Raw genomic sequence first — 25,151 nt, forward strand, 5'->3', positions numbered from 1 at the left:
TTAAATTAAAAAAAATGTTTGGAATAGGTGGTGGAGAATTAATATTCATAATTATTGTAGCGCTGATGCTTTTTGGAACCGATAAAATTCCAGAAGCAGCCAGAACGTTTGGCAAAATTATGTCACAAGTAAAAAATGCTTCGAACGACATCAAAAGCGAAATTCAAAAAAGTGCATCAGAAAATGGATTGGATACTTCTATAAAAGAAATTACAAGTAATTTCACTAATGAGGTTGATCAAATAAAAAATAACGTTTTAGAAAGTACTACTGGAATTAATACCAATCCTATAGAAGAAGTAAAACAAGACTTTGAAGAATTGACTGGCCCGATAAAAAGACAAAAATAATGCTTGAAAAAATAGTTTCGTTAGACAAACAACTTTTTGTTTACTTAAACAGTCTGGGATCTGAAAACTACGATAATTTATGGTTGTTTATTACTAAACAAATAAATTGGCTGCCTTTTTTTATAGTAGTTTTTTATCTTTTGTACAAAAAAGTAGGCTGGAAAAACCTTGGTATAACTTTATTATTCATCGCATTTTTGATGTTGGTTTGTGATCAAACCGCCAATTTTTTTAAAAACACAGTTCAACGGTTACGTCCTTGCAACGATCCTGAAATAAACGAATATATTAGAATTGTTAAAAGAAGTGCTACTTTTAGTTTTTATTCAGGTCACGCCACCAACTCCATGGCAGCAATGACGTTTATATTTATGATTATTAAAAAACAATATAAATATGCGTTTTTATTGTTCTTATTTCCTTTAATATTTGCTTACAGTCGAATTTACCTTGGACTTCATTTTCCTTTAGATATCATCACAGGTTATACCACAGGAATTTTATTTGGATTGCTGTTTTATAAACTTTATACCTTACTTCAAGACAAGTTTCCCGAATTAAAAAACAATTCTAAAGCACTCTAGAAACAGTTAATCCGTCGCGAATAGGAAGTAAAACTGTTTCGACACGCTCGTCTTCATTTACAATTCTGTTGTATTCCAATAAAATTTTGGTGCTAGTATCTTTGGGATTTAATTCTTCCAAAACCTTACCACTCCAAAGCACGTTATCAGACAATATAATACCGCCTTGGTTCATCATGGGAACAACAAGATTAAAATAATTGATATAATTTTCTTTATCGGCATCAATAAAAACCAAATCGTATTTTTTATTTAACGTTGGAATAATTTGAATGGCGTCGCCAAGATGTGCGTTAATTTGACTTTTCCACTGAGATAAATCAAAATATTTTTGCTGAATTGAAACCAACTCTTCTTTCACATCAATAGTGTCGAGTGTACCGTCTTTTTGTAAACCTTCGGCCAAACACAACGCAGCATAACCCGTATAAGTTCCTATTTCTAAAATGTGTTTCGGATTTATAATTTTAGACAACATGCTTAACACTCTTCCTTGAAAATGGCCGCTTAGCATTCGAGGTTGTAATACTTTTTGATGGGTTTCTTTAAATAATTGCACCAACAATTCAGGCTCATGTTGTGAATGTTGCTCAACGTAATGTTCTAATTCTTCTGATATGAAATGCATGTTTAATTATTTTCAAAAGTTTGTATTAAAAATTCTCTCGCCATATCAACATCGCCATCATAATTGTACAATGAAATTGCATAAGCATAAGGCTTTTTAAAACCAAGTAAGTAGTTTATAATTATATCTTTATTAAAGAGTTTAGAATACATTGTTAATTTATAGATGTAATAATTATTACTGGTGTCTTTTTCTGAACTAATTATTTTACATTTTAGCCTATCAAAATAATTTAAATAAGTAAATTTTATATCTCTTAAACTATGACCTAGCATCAGATTTTTTTCATTGGTGTCTTGAATACTGAATTGCATCAAATTATTGTATTCATCTGTATACATAGGTAAATGCGATGAAAATTTATCAACTATTATGTATGTCTTATGCCAATTTCCAGTAATTAACAATTCGTCGCCTATTTTTATGTCCTTTGCATTTTTAACTAGAGAATCATTTTGCCCTAAGACAATAGAAGAACAAAATAAGACGAGAAACAATAACAAACTATTCATATTTTTTTATTTCACAGATAGAAAAAAAATCCTAATTACCATTAAAAATCCCAACTAAAAAATCTGAATCCAAAGTTCTAGTAAGACTATCCACTTCAAAAAGAGCCAATCGATAAATCTTCTGATTTTTAACTCCCAAGAACTCGAGTCTACGCGTTCCGTCTTCTATAATTTCGTAAATAGTATAGTTGTTTTCTTCGTTCAAAGCCAACGTAGTGTGTTGCAATTTCTTTTTCTCCAAGTTAATACAAAAATTCTTATTTGCTTCTTTAAAAACAATATCACTTGGAAACATCGTAAGCTTATATTTTTTTTCATATCGAATCCAAAGTTCTAAAATCAGATTGGTTTCGTCAATTAGCATTGGGCAATGCGTAACATAATTAACCTTAAAATTCTTTAAATCAAAATCGCTCCATTTGCCATTTATAAAAAACATTTTATCGTCAAAATCTCCTACTTGCGTTACATTGGCATCTGGATCATAGGATTTGCAATTCACATTGTTTTTTATGTAAAAATCATCAAATTCATTTTGAGCATAAACGGACGAAAATGCTACCAAAAAAAGGAGAGTATAAATTATTTTTTTCATTTTTAATAAATAATATTTTGAAATAAACTTCAAAAGATTGACATCACAAAAATAGGATTAATAGTTGAAGAATGTAAAAACATTTCATAGTAATAAAAGATACTATTACAACGAATAATAATTTTATCAAAAATAAAAATACAAAATAAATCCTACCTTTGCAGTATGATTGAAAAAAAAGACATCCGATCTATAAGTAAAGAACAACTTCGAGATTTTTTTGTAGCACAAGGTGACAAAGCATTTCGCGGCAATCAAGTTTACGAATGGCTTTGGAGCAAAGGCGCGCACAGTTTTGAAGACATGACCAACGTGTCTAAAGAAACGCGTGCAATGCTTCAGGAACATTTTGTCATCAATCACATCAAGGTCGACCAAATGCAACGAAGCGAAGACGGAACGGTAAAAAATGCAGTCAGACTTCACGATGGTTTGGTAGTCGAAAGCGTTCTAATTCCAACACAAACCCGAACCACAGCTTGTGTATCATCACAAGTAGGTTGCAGTCTAGATTGCAATTTCTGTGCAACCGCACGACTAAAAAGAATGCGAAATCTAGAACCAGGCGAAATATACGATCAAGTTTTAGCCATCGATAACGAAAGTAAACTGTACCACAACCGACCACTTTCCAACATCGTTTTTATGGGTATGGGCGAACCACTCATGAACTACAAAAACGTAATCAAAGCCATCGACATGATTACCTCCAACGAAGGCCTTGGTATGTCGCCCAAAAGAATCATTGTATCCACATCAGGAATCCCAAAAATGATTAAAAAAATGGCCGACGACGAAGTAAAATTCAAACTCGCCGTTTCATTACACTCAGCTATCGACGAAGTTCGCGCCAAAATCATGCCGTTTTCTTCCAACTTTCCACTCAAAGATTTACGCGAAAGTTTAGAATATTGGTACCGCAAAACCAAAAGCAAAGTATCCTACGAATACGTGGTTTGGAAAGGCATAAACGACAATAAAGAAGCTGTCGATGCCTTAGTAAAATTTTGCAAATACGTACCTTGCAAAGTCAACCTCATCGAGTACAACCCAATAGACGACGGTGAATTTCAACAAGCCTCAGAAGAATCTATAAATTTGTATATCAAAGAATTAGAAAAAATCAACGTCGTTGTAAAAGTGCGCCGAAGCCGAGGCAAAGACATCGACGCTGCCTGCGGACAACTTGCTAACAAAGAAAACTAAAAGACTAATTTTAGGAGCAAATGGCTTGCGCATTGTAGCAATCCCTATTCCTGCTTTTCGATACAATAAAAACCTTTCTGAACACCAGAAAGGTTTTTATTTTCACTGCAATCAGGGCTAGAGAATCAACGAAATGAACTAAAGTTAAGATTATAATAACAACCTCCATACTAACTACAAAAATTCCTATTTTTGTACGGCATGAACATCACGTCACAAATAAAACAACCCATCCAAAAAGAAATGGAACTTTTCGAGAAAAAGTTCTATGAATCCATGTCATCCAAAGTGGCGTTGCTCAACCGAATCACCTACTACATCGTAAACCGAAAAGGAAAACAAATGCGACCTATGTTTGTTTTCTTAACCGCCAAAATGATAAACAACGGCATGGTAAACGAACGTACCTATCGTGGCGCATCGGTAATCGAACTTATTCACACAGCAACCTTAGTACATGACGATGTGGTAGACGACAGTAACCGACGTCGTGGCTTTTTCTCCATCAATGCGCTTTGGAAAAATAAAATCGCAGTTTTGGTAGGCGATTATCTATTATCCAAAGGATTATTACTTTCAATCGATAACGGTGATTTCGATTTGTTGCGAATTATTTCAGTAGCCGTTCGTGAAATGAGTGAAGGCGAATTACTTCAAATAGAAAAAGCACGCCGACTCGACATTGATGAAAGTATTTACTACGAAATCATCCGTCAAAAAACAGCAACACTTATCGCCGCTTGTTGCGCACTCGGTGCCAAATCAGTATCAGAAGATGAAATTTTGGTCGAAAAAATGCGAAAATTTGGCGAGCTTATCGGAATGGCATTTCAAATCAAAGACGACCTTTTTGATTACACCGACGAAGCCATTGGTAAACCAACCGGAATTGACATCAAAGAGCAAAAAATGACTTTGCCACTTATTTACGCTTTAAACAATTGTTCGAGCAAAGAAAAAAGCTGGTGCATCAACTCGATAAAAAATCACAACAAAGACAAAAAACGAGTGAAGGAAGTAATCCAATTTGTAAAAGATAAAAACGGACTTCATTACGCCGAACAAAAAATGGTGCAATTTCAGCAAGAAGCATTACTCCTATTGCACGAATTTCCAACTTCAGAATACAAAGACAGCCTTGTTTTAATGGTGAATTACGTTATCGAAAGAAAAAAGTAGTACTCAATGTTCCATATTTAGTGTTTAGTTGAAGATGATTTATCCATAAATTTTATACTTTCGCAGTAATCTCATCTAGAAATTAAAGAAAAATTTGAAAAATAATTTTCATTAATTTCAATTTTTATGTTCTGAAAATCAGTTATTTGCATTATTTTTAAATTTTAATTCAAAATTTTTAATTATTCCATGCAACCATTTTACAACGGCAATCGTCTATGCTAATAGAACACTGATTGAATTACAATAGCAATTTCAAAAATCAATAAAAAGATAAAATTGGAATTATAAAAGTAGTAAAAATTGAATTTTGTCATTGTCATTGAAATTGATATTTTATATGAAAGTAATCAACTTACATCAAGAGGAAAAAGAACTAATCGAGCTAGCTGTCGAAAACAACCGACATGCACAGCATCAGATTTACACTAAATTTTCTCCAAAAATGCTAAGTGTTTGCAGACAATACATCAAAGACTTGCATCAAGCTGAAGATGTAATGATTACCGCTTTTATGAAAGTGTTTACCAACCTCAAAAACTTTGAACACAAAGGTAGTTTTGAAGGATGGATTAGAAGAATTATGATTAACGAATGTATTTCATACATAAGAGTCCAAAAGAAAGTAGCCTTTATAGAAGATGAGAATTATTTTGAAGACCAATACAACCATATTGAAAGTCAGTTTTCAGTTGACGACATTCAATTTTTAATCGATAATTTGCCCGATGGATATCGAATGGTTTTTAACTTGTATTGCATAGAAGGATTTAAACATCATGAAATTGCAACACTATTAGGAATAAATGAAGGCACATCGAAATCGCAATTGTCACATGCAAGAAAAATGCTGCAAGAGCAAATAAACAAGTCAAAAAATTACAGCAATGGAACCGAATAAATTAGAAACACAAATAAAAGAGCAATTGAACGCTCGAGAAATCAAACCCACCGAAATGGCTTGGGATCGATTGGACGCAATGCTTTCGGTAGCTGAAGAAAAAACTAATAAAAAAAGAACCAATTGGTTTTTAATTGCAGCTTGTTTCATAGGCTTATTAGGTGTTGGAACACTAATTTACCAAATAAATTACAATGAAATAACCCTTGAAAATGAAGTGGTAACCAAAGAAAACAATACTAAAAACGAAACAGAAATTGTTGACGAAGACAATCCAAAACCAATGCCAAACCAGCAAGACATTCAAGTTGCAAGCGCGGCATTCGAAAAAGTAAATTCTAATACCAACCCAGAATCAAGCAACAAAAATCAATCAAATAATAATACAAATCAAATCATCAATCAAAAAGAAACTGTAAATCCGAATTTAATTTTAGATAAAGAAATACAGTTTCAAAATCAAGAAGTTATCGGACAAGTCAATTCGCCAAGTATTGATACAAATACCAAAACGGTAACTCCAAAACCACAGTATGTAACTGCAGACGAACTTTTAGCTTCTGTCGACAAAGCTAGAAAATCGGTAAAACAAACTTCGGTTAAGGTAAATGCCAACAGTTTATTATCAAAAGTTGATGGCGAGTTGAACCAGGATTTCAGAGAAACAAGATTTCAAAAAATCAAACGAAATTTTGAAACAGTAAAAGTCGCTGTATCCAACAGAAACAATCAGGAGTAAATCCGAGGCGTAATAAATCATTAATCACATTTAAAAATTACAATCATGAAATCGAAGATTCACGAAAACAACAAAAACAATCAAAATAGCTTGAGTATAAATTTTACAATTTACTTAGCACTAATCCTATGCCTTTTTGTAAGCAAAGTGGTAGGACAAGAATCAAAACAAAAAGAGGAACAAGTAAAGCAAACCTTTGAAGCACGAGCCAACGCAATTGCTATTAAAATTGAAACCATTACGAAAACCGAAAAAGACGCACTGAAAAAAGAGATAGACGAAGTAAATGCGCAACTAGAAAAAGGTCTAATTACAGACGATCAAGCCAATGCTAAAAAGCAACAGTTGGCACAAGTTAGAGCAAACACAATCGAAACCAAAGTGGCTGCTTTGCAAGAAGAACTTAAAAACTTAGTTCAAGAAAAAGTAGATGGAAAACTAGAAGAAAGTTACCAGCCTAACAGATTTATAATTTTTTCTAAATCTTCTGGAAAGAATAGCGAAAAATATCAGAAGTACAGAGATTCTATTTCTAAAGTATCTGAAAAAAGAACTACGTCACAATTCGTCTTTGCTGCTGGTGTAAACAACTTGGCAACCGATAAAAAAGTAGCCGATTCGGATTACAGATATTGGGGTTCACACTTCTACGAATGGGGTTTAACCAACAACACAAGAATATTAGAAAAAAGTAATTTATTACACGTGAAATATGGTTTATCGTTAATGTACAATAACTTACGACCAACCGACAGCAGAATATTTATAAAATCGGGCGACCAAACTAATCTTCAAGCAAGTCCTTTAAACTTAAAAGATTCTAGATTTAGAAATGTATACTTGGTTGCGCCTTTGCACTTTGAATTCGATTTTTCTAAAACCAAAATGAATGGTGACAAAAAAGTTTTCAAATCGCACCAAAGTGTTCGATTAGGGTTTGGTGGTTATGCTGGAATTAGAATAAAATCGAAACAATTTCAAAAATTTGAAGACAACGGACAAGATTATACCGTGAAACAAAAAGGCGATTTTAATGTAAATAATTTTATTTACGGACTAAGCAGTTACATTGGTTACGGACAAACCAGTTTGTATGTAAAATACGATTTGAATCCATTGTTTAAAGACAACGCAGTTAAACAAAATAATGTTTCGTTGGGAGTTCGATTCGATTTTAATTAAAAATTTGAGAGTTAGTTTATAGTTAAAAAGGCAGTCTTCAAATAGACTGCCTTTATTTAATTAGTAACCTAAGTTTAATTCACATAAATTAAGTAGTTTACAGAAATCGTATAGATATTAAAAGGATTTAGAAGTCAGTTTAAAAATACCCATTATAAAATATTTTATCGATTACTATCCATTTCCCTTCTTTCTTTTTCATTATAACGACATGTGGATGTATTGTAAGATTTTTAAAAGTATCGCTTTCCGAAAAACAAAAGAAAACTAATTTCTTCTGTTTTAAATAAATGGGTTTTGACAGCCATAGAATCCTTTTTTCATTATTCATGTATTTGTCCAAGAACTTAGTATTATATAAGCCCAGTTTAGGCGTCAATTCTAAGTTTAACTTTTTAAAATCAGAAGAACTCCATAATTCTACCTTAGTATTTTTAACGTTAGAATTATATAAATACAGCCAATCATCTGCATTAATAAATTTTGATCTAAAAGAATCTTTAGGAACTATTTCGTTATAATTTGAGTTGATAGAATCGGCACCATACAAAATTGTCAAAATGTTTCTGGTCGCTGTTTTTTCATCTACAAGTAAATAACTCTTTTTTGAATTGATAATTTCAGATTTTAAATAAGTCTCTTGAGCGCGATACTTTTTTAAAGTACCACAAGACGTAAAAACTAAAACAATTGAGAATAAAAGTACCTTTAATTTTTTCATGAATTTTAATTACAAGGTGTTCCTAGTGGACTTTGATCTCAAGCTACGCAAAGTCTGCTGACTTTGCGTAGCATAGGTTTTTTAATTAATTTTTAAGCTAATTTATTTTTCTAGATACCTAAAAGTTAAATTATTATGTTGCTTCACTACTTCGATTTCAATGTTTTCGCTAATAAAGTATACTATTAATCGGTCAGAACTTAGTTTTTTTATTTCAAATATATTTTTGCTAATAATATTGTCAGTTGCTTTTATTGTTTTTATTTCGAGGTTTTTATGCAATATTTTATTAAACTCACAATAACTATTACTAGATATATAAATTATTTTTTTATCATTCAAATTTAATGTTTTTATAAACTCAGCATTAGTAAAACAGTCTTGAATTAAAGTGCAGTTTGGTGTTTTTTCTTGTGGTAAAGAGAAGAAAAGAATTATCGATATTATTATAGATTTCATATTATTAAGTTTTTTTATTAGTTAAATAAATTCCGCGAAGTCAGGAGACTTTGCGGAGCATCAGTTTGCATATTTTCTAAAACACATAATCGTAAACATAGTCTATAACTTGCCATTTATCATTTATTTTTTTCATTATCACAACCGTTCTTTCGTTAGTTCCACCAGAAGTTGTTGCCTTCATTATTGTGAAAATAACAATATTTTTTTGTTTATAATAAATAGGTTCTGACAACCAAATTATTTTCTTTTTGTTATTTCTATATTTATCAAAAAACGCGTCGTTATACAATCCAACCCCATCATTAAATTGAAGATTTTCAAAGTTAAAATCATCATCGTGCCAAGAATAAATCAAGGAGTCATTTTTGTGTTTTTCATAAATTCTTATCCAATCTTTTTCATTTAAAAATCGACTTCTATACAAACTAGGCTTATTTTTATCGTAATGAATACTAACCTCATCACTACCATACAAAACTTGAAGCGTATTTATTGTTTTTAATTTTGGAGTGACTAATAAATACTGATCTTTTGCATTGATTATTTGAGTTGACAAAAATGTTTTTACTGCCTTATACTTTTTTGTTGCAGTACAAGAAACTAATGATAAACTAATAATTGCAAGAATAAGTTGTACTATTTTCATAAATTTAATTGCAAGGCGTTCCTAGTGGACTTTGATCTCAAGCTACGCAAAGTCTCCTGAAATTGAGGTGGATTTCTTAAGATCACTTTGCCGAGCTGATATATTCTATTCGTAAACCCCATCATCATAACTATTTTTTATTATCCATTTATTATCTTTTTTGATCATTAAAAAAGTCCCATTAGTAATGGATTTACCAAAATGAGAACTACTAATCCTAAAACTTACAAAAGCATTTTTTTCATCCAACAATAAAGGTCTGGTAATTCGTAAAATAAGTTTTTCTGACTCTTTTAAAAAATCGCCTGATTTTATTTTATCAACAACAATTTTACTCTTAATTAAGCTAACTTTATAATTTTTAATATTATTAACCTTCCAAATAATTTTTTCTTGTTTGATTAAATCTTTTTTCATTTCCTTAATTTGAATGCTATTTAATATCCAACCAAGTCTTTGATTATCTTCTTTTGTTGTATTTGTTTCAAATGAATGCCATTCTTTATAAGCAAATTCATAAGTTAAAAGACTTTCAAGTTTGGCGGCAATTTCTTCTATTAATAGTATTTCAAATTTTTTATAGTTTTTATATTTTTCTGATTCTAGTTCAGTTTCTAATAAATCATTTACAATGTGTATCTCTTCAAGATTTAAAGAATCATTAATTTCATTAATAATTCTGTTTTCATGAATAACTTTATTGTTTTTTGTAGCACATGATATTGCAGCTAGACAAAGTATGACTAAAAGTAATTTTTTCATTTTTTTTATTTTAATTACATGGTTGCTCATAGTTAACTTTGCTGCTAGTTTTTAAAAATTAACAGTATAATAAGTAATTAAAGGTAAATAATAAAACTATGTATTTATAGAGATTTTAAACTTTAACACATGCCTTACATCGTATTTTTTTCAAACATACAACTAGTAAATAGTTTACTTTTACGGAAAACCGTAAGATGGCTATTTTTTTTTAAAAATTAAACTATCCAAGTTATAAATTTAAAAGTAATTTCTTCAAAAAACATTGTAACTTTAAACCCTCAAACCGAAAATAAATTTAAACCAAATTTTGATTACCAAAGACACCATAGACAAAGTTTACGAAACCGCTCGAGTTGAAGAAGTCATAGGCGATTTTGTTCAGCTGAAACGTGCTGGAAGTAATTACAAAGGTTTGAGTCCGTTTTCAGACGAGCGTTCGCCATCGTTTATGGTATCGCCAGCCAAAGGTATCTGGAAAGATTTTAGTTCGGGAAAAGGTGGCAATGCCATTGCATTTGTAATGGAACATGAACATTTTTCTTATCCGGAAGCCATCCGATATTTGGCTAAAAAATACAATATTGAGGTCGAAGAAACCGAACTTAGCAACGAAGAAAAAGAAGTTGCCAACGAAAAAGAAAGTCTTTTTTTGGTGTCTGAATTTGCTTCAAAATACTTTCAAGAAGTACTTTTTAACTCTGAAGAAGGAAAAGCAATTGGATATACGTATTTCAAAGAACGCGGATTTACTAACGATACTATCAAGAAATTTAATTTAGGCTATTCACCAAATACTTGGGATGCTTTTACCAAAGAAGCCTTAGGAAAAGGATATAAATTAGAGTTTCTGGAAAAAACCGGTTTGACAATTGTGGGTGAAGACAAGCAGTTTGATAGATTTAAAGGTCGCGTAATGTTTCCCATTCAATCAATGAGTGGAAGAGTTTTAGGTTTTGGCGGAAGAATTTTAACCAATGATAAAAAAGCGGCCAAATATTTAAACTCACCAGAAAGTGATTTGTACCATAAAAGCAAAGTTTTGTATGGTATTTTTCACGCCAAACAAGCCATTGCCAAACAAGACAATTGTTTTTTGGTCGAAGGTTATACCGATGTAATTCAGATGCATCAAGCCGGAATCGAAAATGTGGTTGCATCAAGTGGAACTGCGTTAACACCAGATCAGATACGACTTATCAACCGATTAACCAAAAACATAACAGTACTTTTTGACGGCGACGCTGCAGGATTACGCGCTTCTGTTCGCGGAATTGATTTGATTTTGGAAGAAGGCATGAACGTAAAAGTTTGTACGTTTCCCGATGGCGATGATCCCGATAGTTTTGCCAAAAAAACACCGTTGCAAGATTTACAATTGTATTTAGAAGAAAATGCAATGGATTTTATCCAGTTCAAAGCATCACTTTTAATGAAAGAAGCCAAGAACGATCCGATTAAAAAAGCCGATTTGATTCGGGATATGGTTACTAGTATTTCTAAAATTCCAGACCGAATTAAACGCGAAGTTTATATCAAGGAAACGTCTAGAATCATGGATATTTCTGAAGATGTATTGTTCAATACGTTGGCACAATTAGTAAAAAAAGACGTCAAGGAAATTGAAAAGAAAGGCAAGCAAGAACAAACGGCTTTTGAAGTTCATAAAAATGAGCCGATTACAACAACTGCCAACGTTGACATTCAATACCAATTAGAACATAAAATTATCGAAATCCTACTTTTGTATGGAAATGTAGAAGAAGAGTTTGAAGATGTTATCTTGAAAGCCGACGAAAAAGGAGATTTGGTAGAAGTTAAAGAATTGAACAATTATAAAGTTTTTCAACGCATATTTTTGAGTCTTCAAGAAGATGAAATCGAATTGGCAAATCCACTTTTTAAAGCCATTTATGACAATTTAATTACGTATTTCAATACAGTTGAAGTTTTTGAAATTGAACAGTATTTGTCACAACTTTCACCAGAACTTGCTCAAGAAGTAACATCGATATTAATGAATGACGAACGCGAATCGTTACACAATTGGGATGTGAAACACATTTATGTAAAACAAAAAGATAAAACTATCAGTCAATATGTAACCGAAACAATTTTAACGCTAAGATGGTTTTTAGTGAATAAAATTATTGACGAGTTAAAAATGTCTTTAAAGCAAGATGAGCCTCAGGATAATTCTGAAACCTTATCTTTAGTAATGGATTATTTAGGATTGACTGGAGTTTTTTCTAAAAAATTAGGACGCGTTATCTCGCGCTACAGCAATTAATTTACAACTCAATCTTCACCACGTAACCTTCAAACGTTCGAACATTAAAAACAGTTCCGTCGTCAAATAGTAAATATTGTCCTTTAATTCCACGTAACTTTCCAGAGAAATTAGGCGATTTGTCAAGATTTAAACTCGTAACTTTTTTAGGATACTCCAAAACCGGAAAATGCATTTGATATAGATCTTCCTTGGTTGTATAAAAATATTCCTTTACTTCTTCTGGAATTAAATGTTCTAATTTTAATCGTTCGGCAATTAAATCAACAGGTACGTATTCGTTTTTAAGCATTTTTTGCCAATTGGTTTTGTCGGCATAATGATTTTTCAAAGCAACTTCTGTAATTCCGGCAAGATATCGATTGGGAACCTCAACAATCGAAATGGCTTCAATGGCACCTTGGTCTATCCATCGCGTCGGCACTTGGGATTTTCGGGTCACTCCTACTTTCACCTCACTCGACAAAGCCAAATATACAATATGTGGTTGCAACTGTACCCGTTTTTCATAATCTAAATCTCGATCTTCAAGATCTAAATGCGCTGTTGACAGTTCGGGTTTCATAATCCAATCGCCAGCCGAAGCACTGCTCATAAAACAATCGTAACAAAATCCTTGACGAAAGATTTTCTTCTTCTTCCCACAATTCAAACATTGATATCCAACAAAACTTATCTCTAAATTTTTGTCCAACAATTGATTCATATTTAAAAAACTATTTTCAAAAACCAGATAATATGCTATCGGATTTGAAAATTCGGTTTGCATTTTGGTAAGAACGCCTTCGTAAGTCATTATAATGTTATATTTGTAATATTAAAATTTAAATATTTTACTATTTTTGGTAAAGTTATAATTCATAATTCGTAATTCATAATTCACAATTAAAAAACCATGCCTTTTCCAATAATAAATTCTATTGCATCTTGGGTTTTAAAACAACGCATTCACGAAATTGAGTTGTTCTTAAAATATCCGCATGAAGTTCAGAACGAACTGCTAATGCAATTGATTCGCGGTTGCGAAGACACTGTAATTGGAAAAAAATATGATTTTGATTCGATAAAAAACTACAACACATTTACCGAAAGAGTTCCGGTTTCCACCTACGAAGAGTTGGAACCAATGATCGAACTTACTCGAAAAGGTGCGCAAAATGTTTTTTGGAATACACCCATAAAATGGTTTGCAAAATCAAGCGGAACAACCAACGCTAAAAGTAAATTTATTCCTGTAAGTACCGAAGCCTTAGAAGATTGCCACTACAAAGGCAGCAAAGATTTGTTGTGCATGTATTTGAACAACAACGAAAATTCTGATTTGTTTCTAGGTAAAAGTTTGCGTCTTGGCGGAAGCTCTCAGATTTATGAAAACAACAATACCTCGTTTGGAGATTTATCTGCAATATTGATTGAAAATATGCCGATGTGGGCAGAATTTAGTAGCACACCCAGCAACAAAGTTTCGTTGATGAGTGAATGGGAAACCAAACTTACCGCAATTATAAATGAAACTAAGTCAGAAAACGTAACCAGTTTTGCCGGCGTTCCATCTTGGATGTTGGTTTTATTAAATCGAATTTTAACGGAAACCAACAATACCAATCTGTTAGAATTATGGCCCAACTTGGAAGTTTATTTTCATGGTGGTGTAAACTTTGAACCGTACCGTGAACAATACCAAAAGATACTTCCTAATTCGGATTTTAAATATTACGAAATTTACAATGCTTCGGAAGGTTTTTTTGCCATTCAGGATTTAAATTATTCTAATGATTTATTGCTGATGTTGGATTACGGAATATTTTACGAATTCATTCCGATGGATACTTTTGGAACACCAAACCAACGCGTTATCAGATTAGCCGATGTGGAGCTGTTTAAAAACTACGCCATCGTAATCACAACAAACTCAGGATTATGGCGTTATATGATTGGTGATACCGTGCGTTTTACTTCATTAAAACCTTATAGAATTCGGGTTTCTGGAAGAACCAAACATCACATTAATGTTTTTGGAGAAGAATTGATGGTAGAAAATACCGACAATGCCATTGCCAAAACATGTTCGCAATTAAACAGCGAGGTAAAAGATTATACAGTCGCTCCTATTTTCATGAAAGACAAAGAAAAAGGCGCACACGAATGGATGATTGAATTTAAAAAACATCCAGAAGATATTACATTATTTCAAAAAGTTTTAGATGAAAATCTGCAAGCTATAAATTCCGATTACGAAGCGAAACGTTATAATAACATGACTTTAAATCAGTTGAAAATAAATGTGGCACGTGAAAATTTATTTTACGATTGGTTAAAAGAAAACGACAAATTGGGCGGACAACATAAAATTCCGCGATTATCCAACCAACGTGATTATTTAGAACAGCTGAAAAACATGCAAGTTGGAGTTAAAAATAACTAAACAAATTTCACATATATGAAACAAGTAGTTGTAAATATTAAAGATAGTAAGTATTCATTTTTTTTAGAATTAATGAAAAGTATGGATTTTGTTTCAGTTGAAGAAACTAATGATTGGTATACAAGTTCTTCGTCTGACGATAAAAAACGTATTCAAGAAGGAATTAACGATTTAGATAATGGTAATGTTTTTTCGCATGAAGAAGTTAAAAACCTTGGTAAAAAAAGAATTCTAGAGTTAAAAAACAAATAATGGAAATTATTTGGTCGAATTTAGCAAAGAACTATTACATCACAATTATTGAACAGCTTACGGAAAAATGGAGCTTTCCAGTAGTAGAAAAATTTGAAATAGAAACACTAGAATTAATCTCAAAAATTGCGAATTTTAATCATATTTGTCCAAGTTCTAAAATTATAAATCTTCATAAGTGTGTTATTAACAAACATATTTCTTTAATTTATAGGATTAATAACGAAAAATTAGAAATTGTAACATTATTATTTAATCAATCAGATCATTTATATTAATATTAATGAAAAAGTATATAACACTACTAATTACAACACTATTCCTAACCTCATGCGGACCAAAACGAATGAGTTGTTACGGCAAAAGATGCGTTGACAATTCTAAAAGTAAACCATCTGAAAATTATCAAACAACTTCAAGAAATTCTTAAATAATTCCCTCAGAATAATTTTCTGTAACTTACCTTTGCGTTTTTAAAAAAACCTTCTTTTGAAAACCAAATTGTACCTTGCTGTTTTTTGTGTAGCCTTTTTTTGGGGAACCACTTTTTTAGGAATCCGTATTGGTTTAGAAACTATTCCGCCTTTTATCTTAGCAGGAATGCGAAATTTCATTTCTGGTTTGCTTATTTTATTTTACATTTTACTTACCAAAAAATTTGAAGTATTAACTCTTTCTCAAATCTTTAGAGCTTTTATTTTATCTATATTAATGATTGTTCTTGCCAACGGATTAACAACGTATTCTGAAAAGTACATAACCAGTGGTTTAGCATCTTTGATTTCAACATTGTCGCCCTTTTTTGTGTTGGTCTTAAACCTACTTCTAGGCAACGAAAAACTATCCATAAAAACAGTACTGGGAATTTTATTGGGAATGTTAGGAATCTTTTTAATTTATCAGAATAACTTGGTTGAACTTTTAAATCCAGAATATCGCATTGGAATATTCGCGATTTTACTAGCAGTTTTCGCTTGGGCAGTTGGAACAATTATAACTAAAAAAGGACAACGAAAACCAGCTGGAATGTTAATGAATGTGTGTACACAAATGTTTTTAGCCGGAATCATGCTCACGATAATTCAGTTTCAACTCACACCGACGATTTCTACTGAAAATTGGTCGGTTCGAAGTATTGCTGCCATCTTTTATCTTGCTGTTTTTGGCTCGGTAGTTGGTTACATTGCTTACAGTTATTTGATGACCCAATGGCCATCTACCAAAGTTGCTGTGCTTTCTTATGTCAACGTAGTTGTAGCATTATTTCTAGGCTGGCTGATACTTGATGAATCCATAACAATACGAATTGTAATTGCAACATTATTAATAATTTGTGGCGTAATTATCGTAAATCTCAAAAAAAGAACTTCTAAACTGTAAGGTTAAATTTATTTTTTGATGTAACATTTAGAAATGTATTGCGTCTTACTTGCAATCATCATCAATTTTATATCAAATGAAATCACTAGTTCTCATCCCAATTTTTCTATTGACAAATGTACTATTTGCACAAGAAAACAAATCAAATCCTGAAAACAAGACTCCCCAATCACAAAACGATTCTATCAAAAAAAAGGAAACCGTTTTAGACGAAGTAAAAGTTAGCGCAAAAAAACCTATAATGAAAATTGAATCTGACAAAACAACAGTTTCAATTAAAGAAAATGCCATGCTAAGTACTGGAAATGCTTATGATGCCGTAAAAAAACTACCTGGAGTAATTGCTTCGCCAATAGGTGGTTTGACATTAAACGGTAAGGGAGTCATAATCTACATTGATGGCGCACCAAGCACGCTTAGCGGTAGCGATTTAGAAAACTATTTAAGTTCGCTTCCAGCAAATGCGATTGAAAAAGTAGAACTTATTTATAATCCAGGCGCATCGTTTGATGCCAATGCTAGCGGTTCGGTAATTAATCTTGTTACAAGTTCAAAACGTTTAAAAGGCATCAATGCAAGTTTCAACATCAACTACAACTTTAATAAATACCAAAAACCAAGTCCGCAAATATTACTCAACGGAAAAGAGAAAAATTTAAGTTGGCAAACTATGGTTGGGTACAATTATATCGAACGAGAAAACAATTCGATAAACGGCCAAACGTTTACTTCGTTCGATCCAGATAAATTCTTGAATCAAAAACGATTAACACTTATTACCGACCGAAATTTATATTATCGCTTAGGAACAAATTATAAACTAAGTAGTAAATCAAACTTATTGTTTAACTACAACGGAACTTTTAGTAACGATAGAAATACTACTACTGGTGTAACAACGGGTTCTGAAATTTCGGATTATTTTAACTCTGGAAATACTAAAACGAAAAGCAGTAATCATGAACTGAGTTTACAGTTTAAAACCAAACTTGATACAATTGGAAAAACGCTTGATATAATTGCTTTTAGCAATGCATTTAAGAGAAATCCAAATTCAAGAAATAATGCAGTTGAAGACAACACCACGAGTTTCAACAACTTTAACAACGACTTTGGTTTGTTGAATTATTATTTGAAATATGATTTTACTATTCCATTCGAAAAAATGAAATTTTCATTAAATACTGGAGGAAAATTCAATACCATAAAAGTTGACAATACTGGTAGATACAATTTGAATACTACAGATACTGATGTTATTAATTTTGACTACAAAGAAACCAATCTTGCTTTTTATGCCGAAGCTAGAAAGAAAATAAAAAAATTGAGTCTCACAGCTGGATTGCGTTTTGAAAATTTTAATGTAGATCGTACCGGTGTAGTTTCTGATGTTGCAACCAATATAAAGTTCAAGAACAACAACTTATTCCCGAATCTTTCTGCAGTGTATGAGTTTAACGATAATATAAACGTTAACGGCTCGTACTCTAGAAAAATTTCGCAACCCAACTATGGTGTTTTGGATCCGAATGGTGGAAATTTTGACCAATACAACACCTCTAGCGGAAATTTATTGTTGAATCCTACCTTTTTTGACAATTATGAACTTAAAATGTCGGCCTTTCAATACATTCAACTTGGAGCGAATTATACTGTAGCTAAAGATCACAATCAATTTATTTTGAATGCTGAACCTGGAGAATTAGTAAGTACACAAACATTTCAACAATTCGACCGATTTAAGACATTTAGCGTTTATGCGAATTTCCCAATTCCGTTGGATTATTTTTTCAAAGGAAAAGAAGAATTTAAAAACCGAATGAGCAATCCTGATAAGATGAATTATATCTTTTTCAACGTGAATTACATTAGAAATTTAACCGACGGATACGATTTTTCATTCGAATCAAAACCCATTTGGAATTTTGCAGCACAAGCACAGATATTATTACCTTGGCAAATAAAAAGTTACTTAAACTACTTTACACTTCCTGGTGGTGGTGTTTGGGAAATTTATAAAATTGAGAAACCAATTCAGCAATTTGATATTTCATTCAACAGAGATTTTATGAATAAAAAATTAAAAATTGGATTACACATGTTTGACGTTTTCAATCAGAATGAGGTGAATGCATTGGTATCATCTACCAATTTGCAAACCAAATTTTTTGAAAAAAATGACACCCAAAACTTCAGAATTTCAGTAACCTACAACTTTGGAAACTTGAAATTGCAGAATGAAAATACGACTATCGAAACTGAAAAAGTTCAAAATGGCGGTGGTGGATTGGGTAAATAAAAAATACTTTTCTTCATAATAAAATCCCGATTTTGACATTCAAAATCGGGATTTTTTATTTTATGTTTACACGTTTAAGAAGCTAATTCTAATCTTTTCAAAAGATTTTTATTTAAAGCATCTTGCGTATAGTCTTTATCAATATTTAAAACTTTTTCGTCAGAACTTGGTAAATCATACATAGCATCGGTAAGAATAGCTTCGCATAGTGAACGCAATCCACGAGCACCAAGTTTGTATTCTAACGCTTTGTCAACAATATAATCCAACGCTTCATCAGAAATGGTAAACTCAACTTCATCCATCAAAAACAACTTTTGATACTGCTTTATCAACGCGTTTTTAGGCTGCGTTAAAATTGCTCTCAATGTTTCTCTATCCAATGGATCCATATGAGTTAATACTGGCAAACGACCAATAATTTCTGGAATCAAACCGAAATCTTTAATATCTTTTGGAATTACATATTGTAGTAAATTTTCTTTATCTACATTATTTTCGTTTTTAGAAACGCTGTATCCAATTGCCTGACGGTTTAATCTTTTAGAAATGATTTTCTCAATACCGTCGAAAGCTCCACCAGCAATAAACAAAATATTTTGCGTATTTACCTCAACAAATTTCTGGTCTGGATGTTTTCTTCCGCCTTTTGGTGGCACATTTACAACGGTTCCTTCCAATAATTTTAATAAGGCTTGTTGCACTCCTTCTCCAGAAACGTCACGAGTAATTGATGGATTGTCGCTTTTACGTGCAATTTTGTCTATTTCGTCAATAAAAACAATTCCTCTTTCGGCTTTAGCTACATCATAATCGGCAGCTTGTAGCAAACGTGTCAGGATACTTTCTACATCTTCTCCTACATATCCAGCTTCTGTTAAAACAGTTGCATCAACAATTGCCAAAGGAACATCTAACATTTTTGCGATGGTTTTCGCTACCAATGTTTTTCCTGTTCCAGTTTGTCCAACCATAATAATATTTGATTTTTCAATCTCAACATCATCGTTAGAATCTTGCTGCATCAATCGTTTGTAGTGATTGTAAACTGCAACCGACATCACTTTTTTGGTTTGATCTTGTCCAATAACATATTGATCAAGAAATGCTCTGATTTCTTTTGGCTTGCGCAAAACTAAATCCGACACATTTTTCAATGCATTTCCGCTTGATTTCAATTCTTCCAGAACAATTCCGTGCGCTTGCTCGATACAACGATCACAAATATGTGCGTTGATTCCGGCAATTAACAAATTGGTTTCTGGTTTTTTCCTTCCGCAGAAAGAACATTCTAATACTTCTTTTGCCATTATTTATAGTCTAAAGTCTTAAAGTCTAAAGTCTTAAAGTCTGAGCAGTGCCTTTGACTTTCGACTTTTGACCTTCGACTTAATTATCTTCTTAAAACTTCATCAATCATTCCGTACTCTTTTGCTTCGTCTGCAATCATCCAATAATCGCGTTCTGAATCTTTGTGAACTTTGTCAAATGTTTGTCCTGAATGTTGCGAAATAATGTGATATAATTCGTCTTTCAGTTTCAACATTTCACGTAGGTTAATTTCCATATCGGTTGCAACACCTTGCGCGCCACCTGATGGTTGGTGAATCATAACACGAGAATGTGGTAATGCCGAACGTTTTCCTGGCGCACCAGCACAAAGTAAAACTGCACCCATTGATGCTGCCATTCCTGTACAAATTGTGGCTACGTCTGGTTTTATGTATTGCATTGTATCGTAAATTCCCAATCCTGCGTAAACGCTTCCTCCAGGAGAATTTAGGTAAATTTGAATGTCTTTCGATGCATCGGCACTTTCTAAAAACAATAATTGCGCTTGTACGATATTGGCAATTTGATCGTCGATACCGGTTCCTAGAAAGATGATTCTGTCCATCATTAATCTTGAAAAAACGTCTAGTTGTGAAACGTTTAATTGACGTTCTTCAATAATATAAGGCGTCATGTTGGTTGGTGTCATTGCGCCAACTATTTTGTCGTAATACATTGCGTTTACACCTTGGTGTTTTGTAGCAAATTTTTTAAATTCTTTTCCGTAGTTCATTTCTTTTAAGTATAAGTATATGAGTTGTAAAATTTATTCTTTGTAATTATTTAATCAAAGTTCATTCCTTTTATTTTAAGTGACAAACTGTCTTATTTTAGCCCAGATAGCAGTGAAAGCTTGTTGTTGTTGAGAGCCAATTTTTGTTATTTTAAAAAAGCGACCAACGGAAGCTCTTTTTAAAATACTACAAAAATGGTTTGAAACGGCAGCAACTTGAACGAATAGCTGGATTGGCTTCTAAAAACAAATTGAGCGTCAAAAATAAACATTTCTGACGCTCAAATATACTAATTATTTTATAATTTATTCGTTGTACATTGCTGCAACAAATTGCTCGTAAGTAACTTCTTTAGTTGTTGGATTTACTTTTTCTACAAATAATTTCAACATTTTATCGGCTACTACTTGCTCTGACATTCTTTTTACTTCTTCTTGGTTAGATAAAACTCTAGCCACGATTTGTTCTACTTCTGCATCAGTTGGATTGGTTTGTCCGAATTGCGCCATTTGCTGACGAATTGCTGCTGATGTGAACGATTTTAAATCTTCAAAATTTACTTGAATATTGCTTTGTGCTAATGCTTTTCCTTCGATTAATTGAAAACGCAATCCTTTTTCTGAACGTGCATATTCTACTTCTGCTTCTTCTGGAGATAATTTTTTATCACCTACAGTTTGCAACCATTTTTTAAGGAATTCTGCTGGTAAATCGAATTTAGTGTTTTCGATTAAAAATTCCTGAACGTCGGTCATTAATTTTTGTTCTGCTTGCTGAGCGAATTGCTTTTCAGCATCTTCTTTAATTTTAGCTTTTAACTCTTCTAACGACGAAACATTTCCAGCACCAAAAAGCTTGTCGAATAATTCTTGGTTTAGTTCTGCTGGTTCGTGAGCAACAACTTCATCAATTGTAAAAGTAACTTCGATGTCTAAATCGTGAACATTATCGTGAGGCACGGCTAAATAATCCATTAATTTGTGTGCATCATGAAAAAGACCTTTAGTTTTTAACGTGATTACATCGCCTACTTTTTTACCAATAAATGATTTTGCTACTTTAGCATCGGCTAGTTCTTCTAAATCGATAGTTGAACGGTTGTTGATACCTGCTTCTTCGTTTACAAATGTTCCAGAAACATCATTTCCTTCGGCAACAACTTGTTGAGAAACTACATTTCCGAATTGTTTTTGAATTCGTGCAACTTGACCGTTTAGCATAGTTTCGTCTGCAATAATTTGATATTTTACGATATCATTTTTAGCATCTAAATCAATTTCGAATTCTGGAACTAATCCAATTTCGAATTCAAACGTAAGTTCTTCATCATTCCAATTGAAATTTTCGTTTACTGTAGGAAGTGGAGTTCCAAGTAAATTTAGACGTTCTGATTGAATGTAACGCTGTAATGCTAAGTCTACAACTTTGTTAACTTCTTCAATTTTTATAGCTTTTCCGTATTGTTTTTCAACTAAATCTTTTGGTACTTGACCTTTACGGAAACCTTTTACGGTTGCTAGAGGCATTTTTTCATTAATTCTTTTTGCTACTTGACCTTTATAATCCATGTGAGGAACGGTCATTACGATTGTTTCGTTTACGGCGTCTTTAGCAACTCTTTTAATATCCATTGTGATGATAATTTACATAATAAAATTGGGTTGCAAAATTAGTACATTTTTGCAACCCAACCAAGTTTTTATTTTGCTGATTATTATTTGTTTTCGCGAGTGATGGCAAACACCAATGATTGTGATAACGAAAGAATTATACTGAACAATAATGCACCTAAAAATCCATCAACTTTAAATCCGTCAACGAGTTTCGTACATAACAAAATGATAACTGCATTGATAACTAAAAGAAAAAGTCCTAAGGTAAAAATTGTTACAGGCAATGTAAACAGTACCAAAATTGGTTTTACAAAAAGATTCAGCAATCCTAAAACCACTGCCACAATTATAGATGTTGAAAAACCATCAACATAAGCAATAGTTGGAAAAAAGTGCGTAATCACCATTACTAACACAGAGGTGAGCAGTATTCTAATAAGTAATTTCATTGTCTATATAATTTCTATATAAAAATACTAATTTTTATTTAAAGACGCATTTAAAGTCTTACTATTTTATATAAAAGTTAAATATTTTGTAATCAAGACATTAATCACTATTTTTGAATAAACTTAAAAAAATCTAACTATGAAAAAACTTTTACTTTCATTACTTTTTATCGCTGGTTTAAACGCAAACTCTCAAATAACCGTATTTGAAGACAGTTTTGAAACCTACACTAATTTTGCCATCACTAATTTTGGAAACTGGCAAACACTTGACTTGGATGTGTTGCCTACTTATGGCGTTGGCACAAGCTATACATGGCTAAATAACGGCGCTCCACAAGCTTTTATGGTTTTTAATCCATCGGCAACTACTCCACCAGTTGTAAATACTACTACTGGAGTAGCAGGTGCAACTGAAAATACAAATTTTACGCCACATACAGGAGCAAAATATGCCGCTTGTTGGGATGCAGTTCCTTCTACAACCGGTGGAGCTACGGCTAATAATGATTTTTTGATAAGTCCAGCTATGACATTGGGTGGATCAAATAATGAATTACGCTTTTGGGTAAAATCGTTATCAGATAGCTACGGATTAGAGAGTTACAGAGTTGGTGTTTATGTTGGTTCAGGAAACCCAACTACTTCGGCAGATTTTACAACAATATCTGGCGTACAACCTTTATTAGCGCCTTACACAGCGTGGGAAGAAAAAATATTTTCTTTAAACACCTATGCTAACCAAACAATACGGATTGGTATTAGATGTGTGAGTGCAGACCGATACATGTTTATGGTAGATGATTTTAAGGTAACCTCTTCAAATTTAAAAACGGATGATTTCTTTTCAGATAAATTTGCAGTTTATCCAAATCCAACAAATAATGTTTTAACAATATCAAATAGCGATTCAATTTTGATTTCCAACATTATTTTAACTGATATTAATGGTAGAACGGTAAAATCATTAGCAACAGAGAATGTTTCTGAATTGCAAATGAATCTATCAGAACTGAACGCCGGCCTTTACTTTTTAAATATCGAAACAGAAAATGGCACAGCTACTAAAAAAATTATTAAAAAATAAATTTAATTAGTTTAAAAAAAGGGATTTTTCTGTTAGAAAAGTCCCTTTCTTTTATTTTAGAAATCCGCTAGTTTTCTCAAAGAAAGAATTTGGATCTTCGGCATGCAGCCAATGGCCAACATTAGGAATTGTTTCAAAAACAGCTTGTGGAAAGTGCTTTTTTATTGCCTCAAAATCGGAATCCAAAATGTATTTCGAGTTGCCACCACGAATGAAAAGTGTGGGATTATCAAAATGATTTTGATCTGGCAAAGCATCGCCAATGGCGCCTTTATTGTTATTAAAAACTTCCAAATTAAATCGAAATGCGAGTTGCGTTGGTTCTTTCCAGTACAAACTTTTCATTAAAAACTGGCGCGTTCCAAAATCTGGAATGTATGGAAACAAAGCTTCTTCAACCTCTGTACGGCTTGGTTTGGCTGAAAAATCGACAGCATTTAATCCGGCAAATATTTCTTCATGATGTGGAGCATAATATTTTGTTCCAATATCGGCAACCACAAGTTTATCTACTTTTTCAGGATATGTAGTTGCGAATAACATGGCTACTTTTCCACCCATGGAATGCCCAATTATAGCTACTTTATCCAAATTATTAGCATTGCAATAGTTCAAAACATCTTGGCACATGACTTCGTAACTAAAGTCATCTGAATGAAAACTTTTTCCGTGGTTTCTTAAATCCAAAATATGTGTTTGAAAACCTTCGGCTGCATATAAAGTACCGAATGTTTTCCAATTGTCTGACATTCCTAAAAAACCATGGAGTATTAGTAATGGCTTTCCTGTTCCTTCTATTCTAGAGTACAACATCTTATATTCT

General features: G+C 32.3%; 28 protein-coding genes. 15 read left to right on the plus strand and 13 right to left on the minus strand.

Going from position 1 to position 25,151, the window contains the following annotated elements; translation table 11 throughout:
- Positions 1–14: 14 nt before the first annotated feature.
- Together ACZ098_RS13595 and ACZ098_RS13600 are read left to right on the plus strand one after the other, a co-directional pair.
- Complete coding sequence (locus ACZ098_RS13595) at positions 15–350, plus strand: Sec-independent protein translocase subunit TatA/TatB (protein ID WP_487312299.1); 336 nt, start codon at positions 15–17, stop codon at positions 348–350.
- Positions 350–934, plus strand: coding sequence for a phosphatase PAP2 family protein (locus tag ACZ098_RS13600; protein ID WP_487312300.1), 585 nt, complete (start codon positions 350–352; stop codon positions 932–934). Before ACZ098_RS13595 ends, ACZ098_RS13600 begins: the two co-directional genes overlap by 1 nt.
- Here ACZ098_RS13600 and ACZ098_RS13605 read toward each other — a convergent pair.
- The 3 genes from ACZ098_RS13605 to ACZ098_RS13615 are packed head-to-tail and all read right to left on the minus strand — an operon-like array spanning position 921 to position 2,669.
- Complete coding sequence (locus ACZ098_RS13605; RefSeq protein ID WP_487312301.1) at positions 921–1,562, minus strand: O-methyltransferase; 642 nt, start codon at positions 1,560–1,562, stop codon at positions 921–923. The genes ACZ098_RS13600 and ACZ098_RS13605 overlap by 14 nt on opposite strands.
- A 2-nt stretch (positions 1,563–1,564) precedes the next feature.
- The gene (locus ACZ098_RS13610) at positions 1,565–2,074 is read right to left on the minus strand and encodes a hypothetical protein (protein WP_487312302.1); all 510 of its coding nucleotides are present in this window, start codon (positions 2,072–2,074) and stop codon (positions 1,565–1,567) included.
- 31 nt (positions 2,075–2,105) lie between these two features.
- Complete coding sequence (locus ACZ098_RS13615) at positions 2,106–2,669, minus strand: hypothetical protein (RefSeq protein ID WP_487312303.1); 564 nt, start codon at positions 2,667–2,669, stop codon at positions 2,106–2,108.
- A gap of 165 nt (positions 2,670–2,834) precedes the next feature.
- Between ACZ098_RS13615 and rlmN the strand changes: the two genes are divergently transcribed.
- The 5 genes from rlmN (at position 2,835) to ACZ098_RS13640 (ending at position 7,876) form a co-directional block, all read left to right on the plus strand.
- Positions 2,835–3,875, plus strand: a complete 1,041-nt coding sequence (rlmN, locus tag ACZ098_RS13620; protein WP_487312304.1) for a dual-specificity RNA methyltransferase RlmN — start codon at positions 2,835–2,837, stop codon at positions 3,873–3,875.
- Between the two features lie 201 nt (positions 3,876–4,076).
- Positions 4,077–5,054, plus strand: a complete 978-nt coding sequence (locus ACZ098_RS13625) for a polyprenyl synthetase family protein (RefSeq protein ID WP_487312305.1) — start codon at positions 4,077–4,079, stop codon at positions 5,052–5,054.
- A gap of 340 nt (positions 5,055–5,394) precedes the next feature.
- Positions 5,395–5,955, plus strand: a complete 561-nt coding sequence (locus ACZ098_RS13630) for an RNA polymerase sigma factor (RefSeq protein ID WP_487312306.1) — start codon at positions 5,395–5,397, stop codon at positions 5,953–5,955.
- Positions 5,942–6,694, plus strand: a complete 753-nt coding sequence (locus ACZ098_RS13635; protein WP_487312307.1) for a hypothetical protein — start codon at positions 5,942–5,944, stop codon at positions 6,692–6,694. The genes ACZ098_RS13630 and ACZ098_RS13635 overlap by 14 nt, the downstream gene beginning before the upstream one ends.
- A gap of 45 nt (positions 6,695–6,739) precedes the next feature.
- Positions 6,740–7,876: a hypothetical protein gene (locus ACZ098_RS13640; protein WP_487312308.1), complete on the plus strand. Its 1,137-nt coding sequence runs from the start codon at positions 6,740–6,742 to the stop codon at positions 7,874–7,876.
- 139 nt (positions 7,877–8,015) lie between these two features.
- On the opposite strand, the gene ACZ098_RS13645 is transcribed toward ACZ098_RS13640, so the two are convergent.
- From ACZ098_RS13645 to ACZ098_RS13660, 4 genes are all read right to left on the minus strand, one after another.
- Positions 8,016–8,597, minus strand: a complete 582-nt coding sequence (locus tag ACZ098_RS13645; RefSeq protein ID WP_487312309.1) for a hypothetical protein — start codon at positions 8,595–8,597, stop codon at positions 8,016–8,018.
- 102 nt (positions 8,598–8,699) lie between these two features.
- Positions 8,700–9,056, minus strand: a complete 357-nt coding sequence (locus ACZ098_RS13650) for a hypothetical protein (RefSeq protein WP_487312310.1) — start codon at positions 9,054–9,056, stop codon at positions 8,700–8,702.
- Between the two features lie 76 nt (positions 9,057–9,132).
- Positions 9,133–9,705 (minus strand): hypothetical protein, encoded by a 573-nt coding sequence (locus ACZ098_RS13655; RefSeq protein ID WP_487312311.1) that lies wholly within the window; start codon positions 9,703–9,705, stop codon positions 9,133–9,135.
- 105 nt (positions 9,706–9,810) lie between these two features.
- Positions 9,811–10,467, minus strand: coding sequence for a hypothetical protein (locus tag ACZ098_RS13660; RefSeq protein ID WP_487312312.1), 657 nt, complete (start codon positions 10,465–10,467; stop codon positions 9,811–9,813).
- A 310-nt stretch (positions 10,468–10,777) separates the two neighbouring features.
- Between ACZ098_RS13660 and dnaG the strand changes: the two genes are divergently transcribed.
- Positions 10,778–12,757: a DNA primase gene (gene dnaG, locus ACZ098_RS13665; protein ID WP_487312313.1), complete on the plus strand. Its 1,980-nt coding sequence runs from the start codon at positions 10,778–10,780 to the stop codon at positions 12,755–12,757.
- Position 12,758: 1 nt separating this feature from the next.
- Here dnaG and ACZ098_RS13670 read toward each other — a convergent pair whose 3' ends face one another.
- Positions 12,759–13,553, minus strand: a complete 795-nt coding sequence (locus ACZ098_RS13670) for a DUF2797 domain-containing protein (RefSeq protein WP_487312314.1) — start codon at positions 13,551–13,553, stop codon at positions 12,759–12,761.
- Positions 13,554–13,652: 99 nt separating this feature from the next.
- Here ACZ098_RS13670 and ACZ098_RS13675 point away from each other — a divergent pair, with 99 nt between their 5' ends.
- The 6 genes from ACZ098_RS13675 to ACZ098_RS13700 all read left to right on the plus strand — a co-directional run bounded on the left by ACZ098_RS13675 (position 13,653) and on the right by ACZ098_RS13700 (position 19,113).
- Positions 13,653–15,182 (plus strand): GH3 auxin-responsive promoter family protein, encoded by a 1,530-nt coding sequence (locus tag ACZ098_RS13675; RefSeq protein ID WP_487312315.1) that lies wholly within the window; start codon positions 13,653–13,655, stop codon positions 15,180–15,182.
- A 15-nt stretch (positions 15,183–15,197) separates the two neighbouring features.
- On the plus strand, positions 15,198–15,434 hold the full coding sequence (locus tag ACZ098_RS13680; protein ID WP_487312316.1) for a hypothetical protein: 237 nt from the start codon (positions 15,198–15,200) through the stop codon (positions 15,432–15,434).
- Complete coding sequence (locus ACZ098_RS13685; RefSeq protein WP_487312317.1) at positions 15,434–15,712, plus strand: type II toxin-antitoxin system RelE/ParE family toxin; 279 nt, start codon at positions 15,434–15,436, stop codon at positions 15,710–15,712. Before ACZ098_RS13680 ends, ACZ098_RS13685 begins: the two co-directional genes overlap by 1 nt.
- Before the next feature lie 5 nt (positions 15,713–15,717).
- Positions 15,718–15,864 carry a hypothetical protein gene (locus ACZ098_RS13690; protein ID WP_487312318.1) on the plus strand — a complete coding sequence of 49 codons (147 nt, stop codon included), beginning with the start codon at positions 15,718–15,720 and terminating at the stop codon, positions 15,862–15,864.
- A 59-nt stretch (positions 15,865–15,923) separates the two neighbouring features.
- Positions 15,924–16,814, plus strand: a complete 891-nt coding sequence (locus ACZ098_RS13695; protein ID WP_487312319.1) for a DMT family transporter — start codon at positions 15,924–15,926, stop codon at positions 16,812–16,814.
- A 76-nt stretch (positions 16,815–16,890) separates the two neighbouring features.
- Positions 16,891–19,113, plus strand: coding sequence for a TonB-dependent receptor domain-containing protein (locus ACZ098_RS13700; RefSeq protein WP_487312320.1), 2,223 nt, complete (start codon positions 16,891–16,893; stop codon positions 19,111–19,113).
- A gap of 74 nt (positions 19,114–19,187) precedes the next feature.
- On the opposite strand, the gene clpX is transcribed toward ACZ098_RS13700, so the two are convergent.
- From clpX to ACZ098_RS13720, 4 genes are all read right to left on the minus strand, one after another.
- Positions 19,188–20,423, minus strand: a complete 1,236-nt coding sequence (gene clpX / locus ACZ098_RS13705) for an ATP-dependent Clp protease ATP-binding subunit ClpX (RefSeq protein WP_487312321.1) — start codon at positions 20,421–20,423, stop codon at positions 19,188–19,190.
- 83 nt (positions 20,424–20,506) lie between these two features.
- Entirely contained in the window at positions 20,507–21,178 is a 672-nt protein-coding gene (gene clpP / locus ACZ098_RS13710; protein ID WP_487312322.1) for an ATP-dependent Clp endopeptidase proteolytic subunit ClpP, read from the minus strand.
- 306 nt (positions 21,179–21,484) lie between these two features.
- The gene (locus ACZ098_RS13715; protein WP_487312323.1) at positions 21,485–22,810 is read right to left on the minus strand and encodes a trigger factor; all 1,326 of its coding nucleotides are present in this window, start codon (positions 22,808–22,810) and stop codon (positions 21,485–21,487) included.
- An 83-nt stretch (positions 22,811–22,893) separates the two neighbouring features.
- Positions 22,894–23,241, minus strand: coding sequence for a phage holin family protein (locus ACZ098_RS13720; protein WP_487312324.1), 348 nt, complete (start codon positions 23,239–23,241; stop codon positions 22,894–22,896).
- 139 nt (positions 23,242–23,380) lie between these two features.
- On the opposite strand from ACZ098_RS13720, the gene ACZ098_RS13725 reads away from it, so the two are divergent.
- Positions 23,381–24,328 carry a T9SS type A sorting domain-containing protein gene (locus ACZ098_RS13725; protein WP_487312325.1) on the plus strand — a complete coding sequence of 316 codons (948 nt, stop codon included), beginning with the start codon at positions 23,381–23,383 and terminating at the stop codon, positions 24,326–24,328.
- Positions 24,329–24,379: 51 nt separating this feature from the next.
- Here ACZ098_RS13725 and ACZ098_RS13730 read toward each other — a convergent pair whose 3' ends face one another.
- On the minus strand, positions 24,380–25,141 hold the full coding sequence (locus ACZ098_RS13730) for an alpha/beta fold hydrolase (protein WP_487312326.1): 762 nt from the start codon (positions 25,139–25,141) through the stop codon (positions 24,380–24,382).
- Positions 25,142–25,151: the final 10 nt, after the last annotated feature.

This window comes from Flavobacterium sp. SP2, assembly GCF_057626655.1.

Excerpts from the sequence above, each read along its gene's own strand:
- ACZ098_RS13595 (WP_487312299.1), top strand. The coding sequence starts at position 15 with ATGTTTGGAATAGGTGGTGGAGAATTAATATTCATAATTATTGTAGCG.
- ACZ098_RS13600 (WP_487312300.1), top strand. The coding sequence starts at position 350 with ATGCTTGAAAAAATAGTTTCGTTAGACAAACAACTTTTTGTTTACTTA.
- ACZ098_RS13605 (WP_487312301.1), bottom strand. The coding sequence starts at position 1,562 with ATGCATTTCATATCAGAAGAATTAGAACATTACGTTGAGCAACATTCA.
- ACZ098_RS13610 (WP_487312302.1), bottom strand. The coding sequence starts at position 2,074 with ATGAATAGTTTGTTATTGTTTCTCGTCTTATTTTGTTCTTCTATTGTC.
- ACZ098_RS13615 (WP_487312303.1), bottom strand. The coding sequence starts at position 2,669 with ATGAAAAAAATAATTTATACTCTCCTTTTTTTGGTAGCATTTTCGTCC.
- rlmN (WP_487312304.1), top strand. The coding sequence starts at position 2,835 with ATGATTGAAAAAAAAGACATCCGATCTATAAGTAAAGAACAACTTCGA.
- ACZ098_RS13625 (WP_487312305.1), top strand. The coding sequence starts at position 4,077 with ATGAACATCACGTCACAAATAAAACAACCCATCCAAAAAGAAATGGAA.
- ACZ098_RS13630 (WP_487312306.1), top strand. The coding sequence starts at position 5,395 with ATGAAAGTAATCAACTTACATCAAGAGGAAAAAGAACTAATCGAGCTA.
- ACZ098_RS13635 (WP_487312307.1), top strand. The coding sequence starts at position 5,942 with ATGGAACCGAATAAATTAGAAACACAAATAAAAGAGCAATTGAACGCT.
- ACZ098_RS13640 (WP_487312308.1), top strand. The coding sequence starts at position 6,740 with ATGAAATCGAAGATTCACGAAAACAACAAAAACAATCAAAATAGCTTG.
- ACZ098_RS13645 (WP_487312309.1), bottom strand. The coding sequence starts at position 8,597 with ATGAAAAAATTAAAGGTACTTTTATTCTCAATTGTTTTAGTTTTTACG.
- ACZ098_RS13650 (WP_487312310.1), bottom strand. The coding sequence starts at position 9,056 with ATGAAATCTATAATAATATCGATAATTCTTTTCTTCTCTTTACCACAA.
- ACZ098_RS13655 (WP_487312311.1), bottom strand. The coding sequence starts at position 9,705 with ATGAAAATAGTACAACTTATTCTTGCAATTATTAGTTTATCATTAGTT.
- ACZ098_RS13660 (WP_487312312.1), bottom strand. The coding sequence starts at position 10,467 with ATGAAAAAATTACTTTTAGTCATACTTTGTCTAGCTGCAATATCATGT.
- ACZ098_RS13670 (WP_487312314.1), bottom strand. The coding sequence starts at position 13,553 with ATGACTTACGAAGGCGTTCTTACCAAAATGCAAACCGAATTTTCAAAT.
- ACZ098_RS13675 (WP_487312315.1), top strand. The coding sequence starts at position 13,653 with ATGCCTTTTCCAATAATAAATTCTATTGCATCTTGGGTTTTAAAACAA.
- ACZ098_RS13680 (WP_487312316.1), top strand. The coding sequence starts at position 15,198 with ATGAAACAAGTAGTTGTAAATATTAAAGATAGTAAGTATTCATTTTTT.
- ACZ098_RS13685 (WP_487312317.1), top strand. The coding sequence starts at position 15,434 with ATGGAAATTATTTGGTCGAATTTAGCAAAGAACTATTACATCACAATT.
- ACZ098_RS13690 (WP_487312318.1), top strand. The coding sequence starts at position 15,718 with ATGAAAAAGTATATAACACTACTAATTACAACACTATTCCTAACCTCA.
- ACZ098_RS13700 (WP_487312320.1), top strand. The coding sequence starts at position 16,891 with ATGAAATCACTAGTTCTCATCCCAATTTTTCTATTGACAAATGTACTA.
- clpX (WP_487312321.1), bottom strand. The coding sequence starts at position 20,423 with ATGGCAAAAGAAGTATTAGAATGTTCTTTCTGCGGAAGGAAAAAACCA.
- clpP (WP_487312322.1), bottom strand. The coding sequence starts at position 21,178 with ATGAACTACGGAAAAGAATTTAAAAAATTTGCTACAAAACACCAAGGT.
- ACZ098_RS13715 (WP_487312323.1), bottom strand. The coding sequence starts at position 22,810 with ATGGATATTAAAAGAGTTGCTAAAGACGCCGTAAACGAAACAATCGTA.
- ACZ098_RS13720 (WP_487312324.1), bottom strand. The coding sequence starts at position 23,241 with ATGAAATTACTTATTAGAATACTGCTCACCTCTGTGTTAGTAATGGTG.
- ACZ098_RS13725 (WP_487312325.1), top strand. The coding sequence starts at position 23,381 with ATGAAAAAACTTTTACTTTCATTACTTTTTATCGCTGGTTTAAACGCA.
- ACZ098_RS13730 (WP_487312326.1), bottom strand. The coding sequence starts at position 25,141 with ATGTTGTACTCTAGAATAGAAGGAACAGGAAAGCCATTACTAATACTC.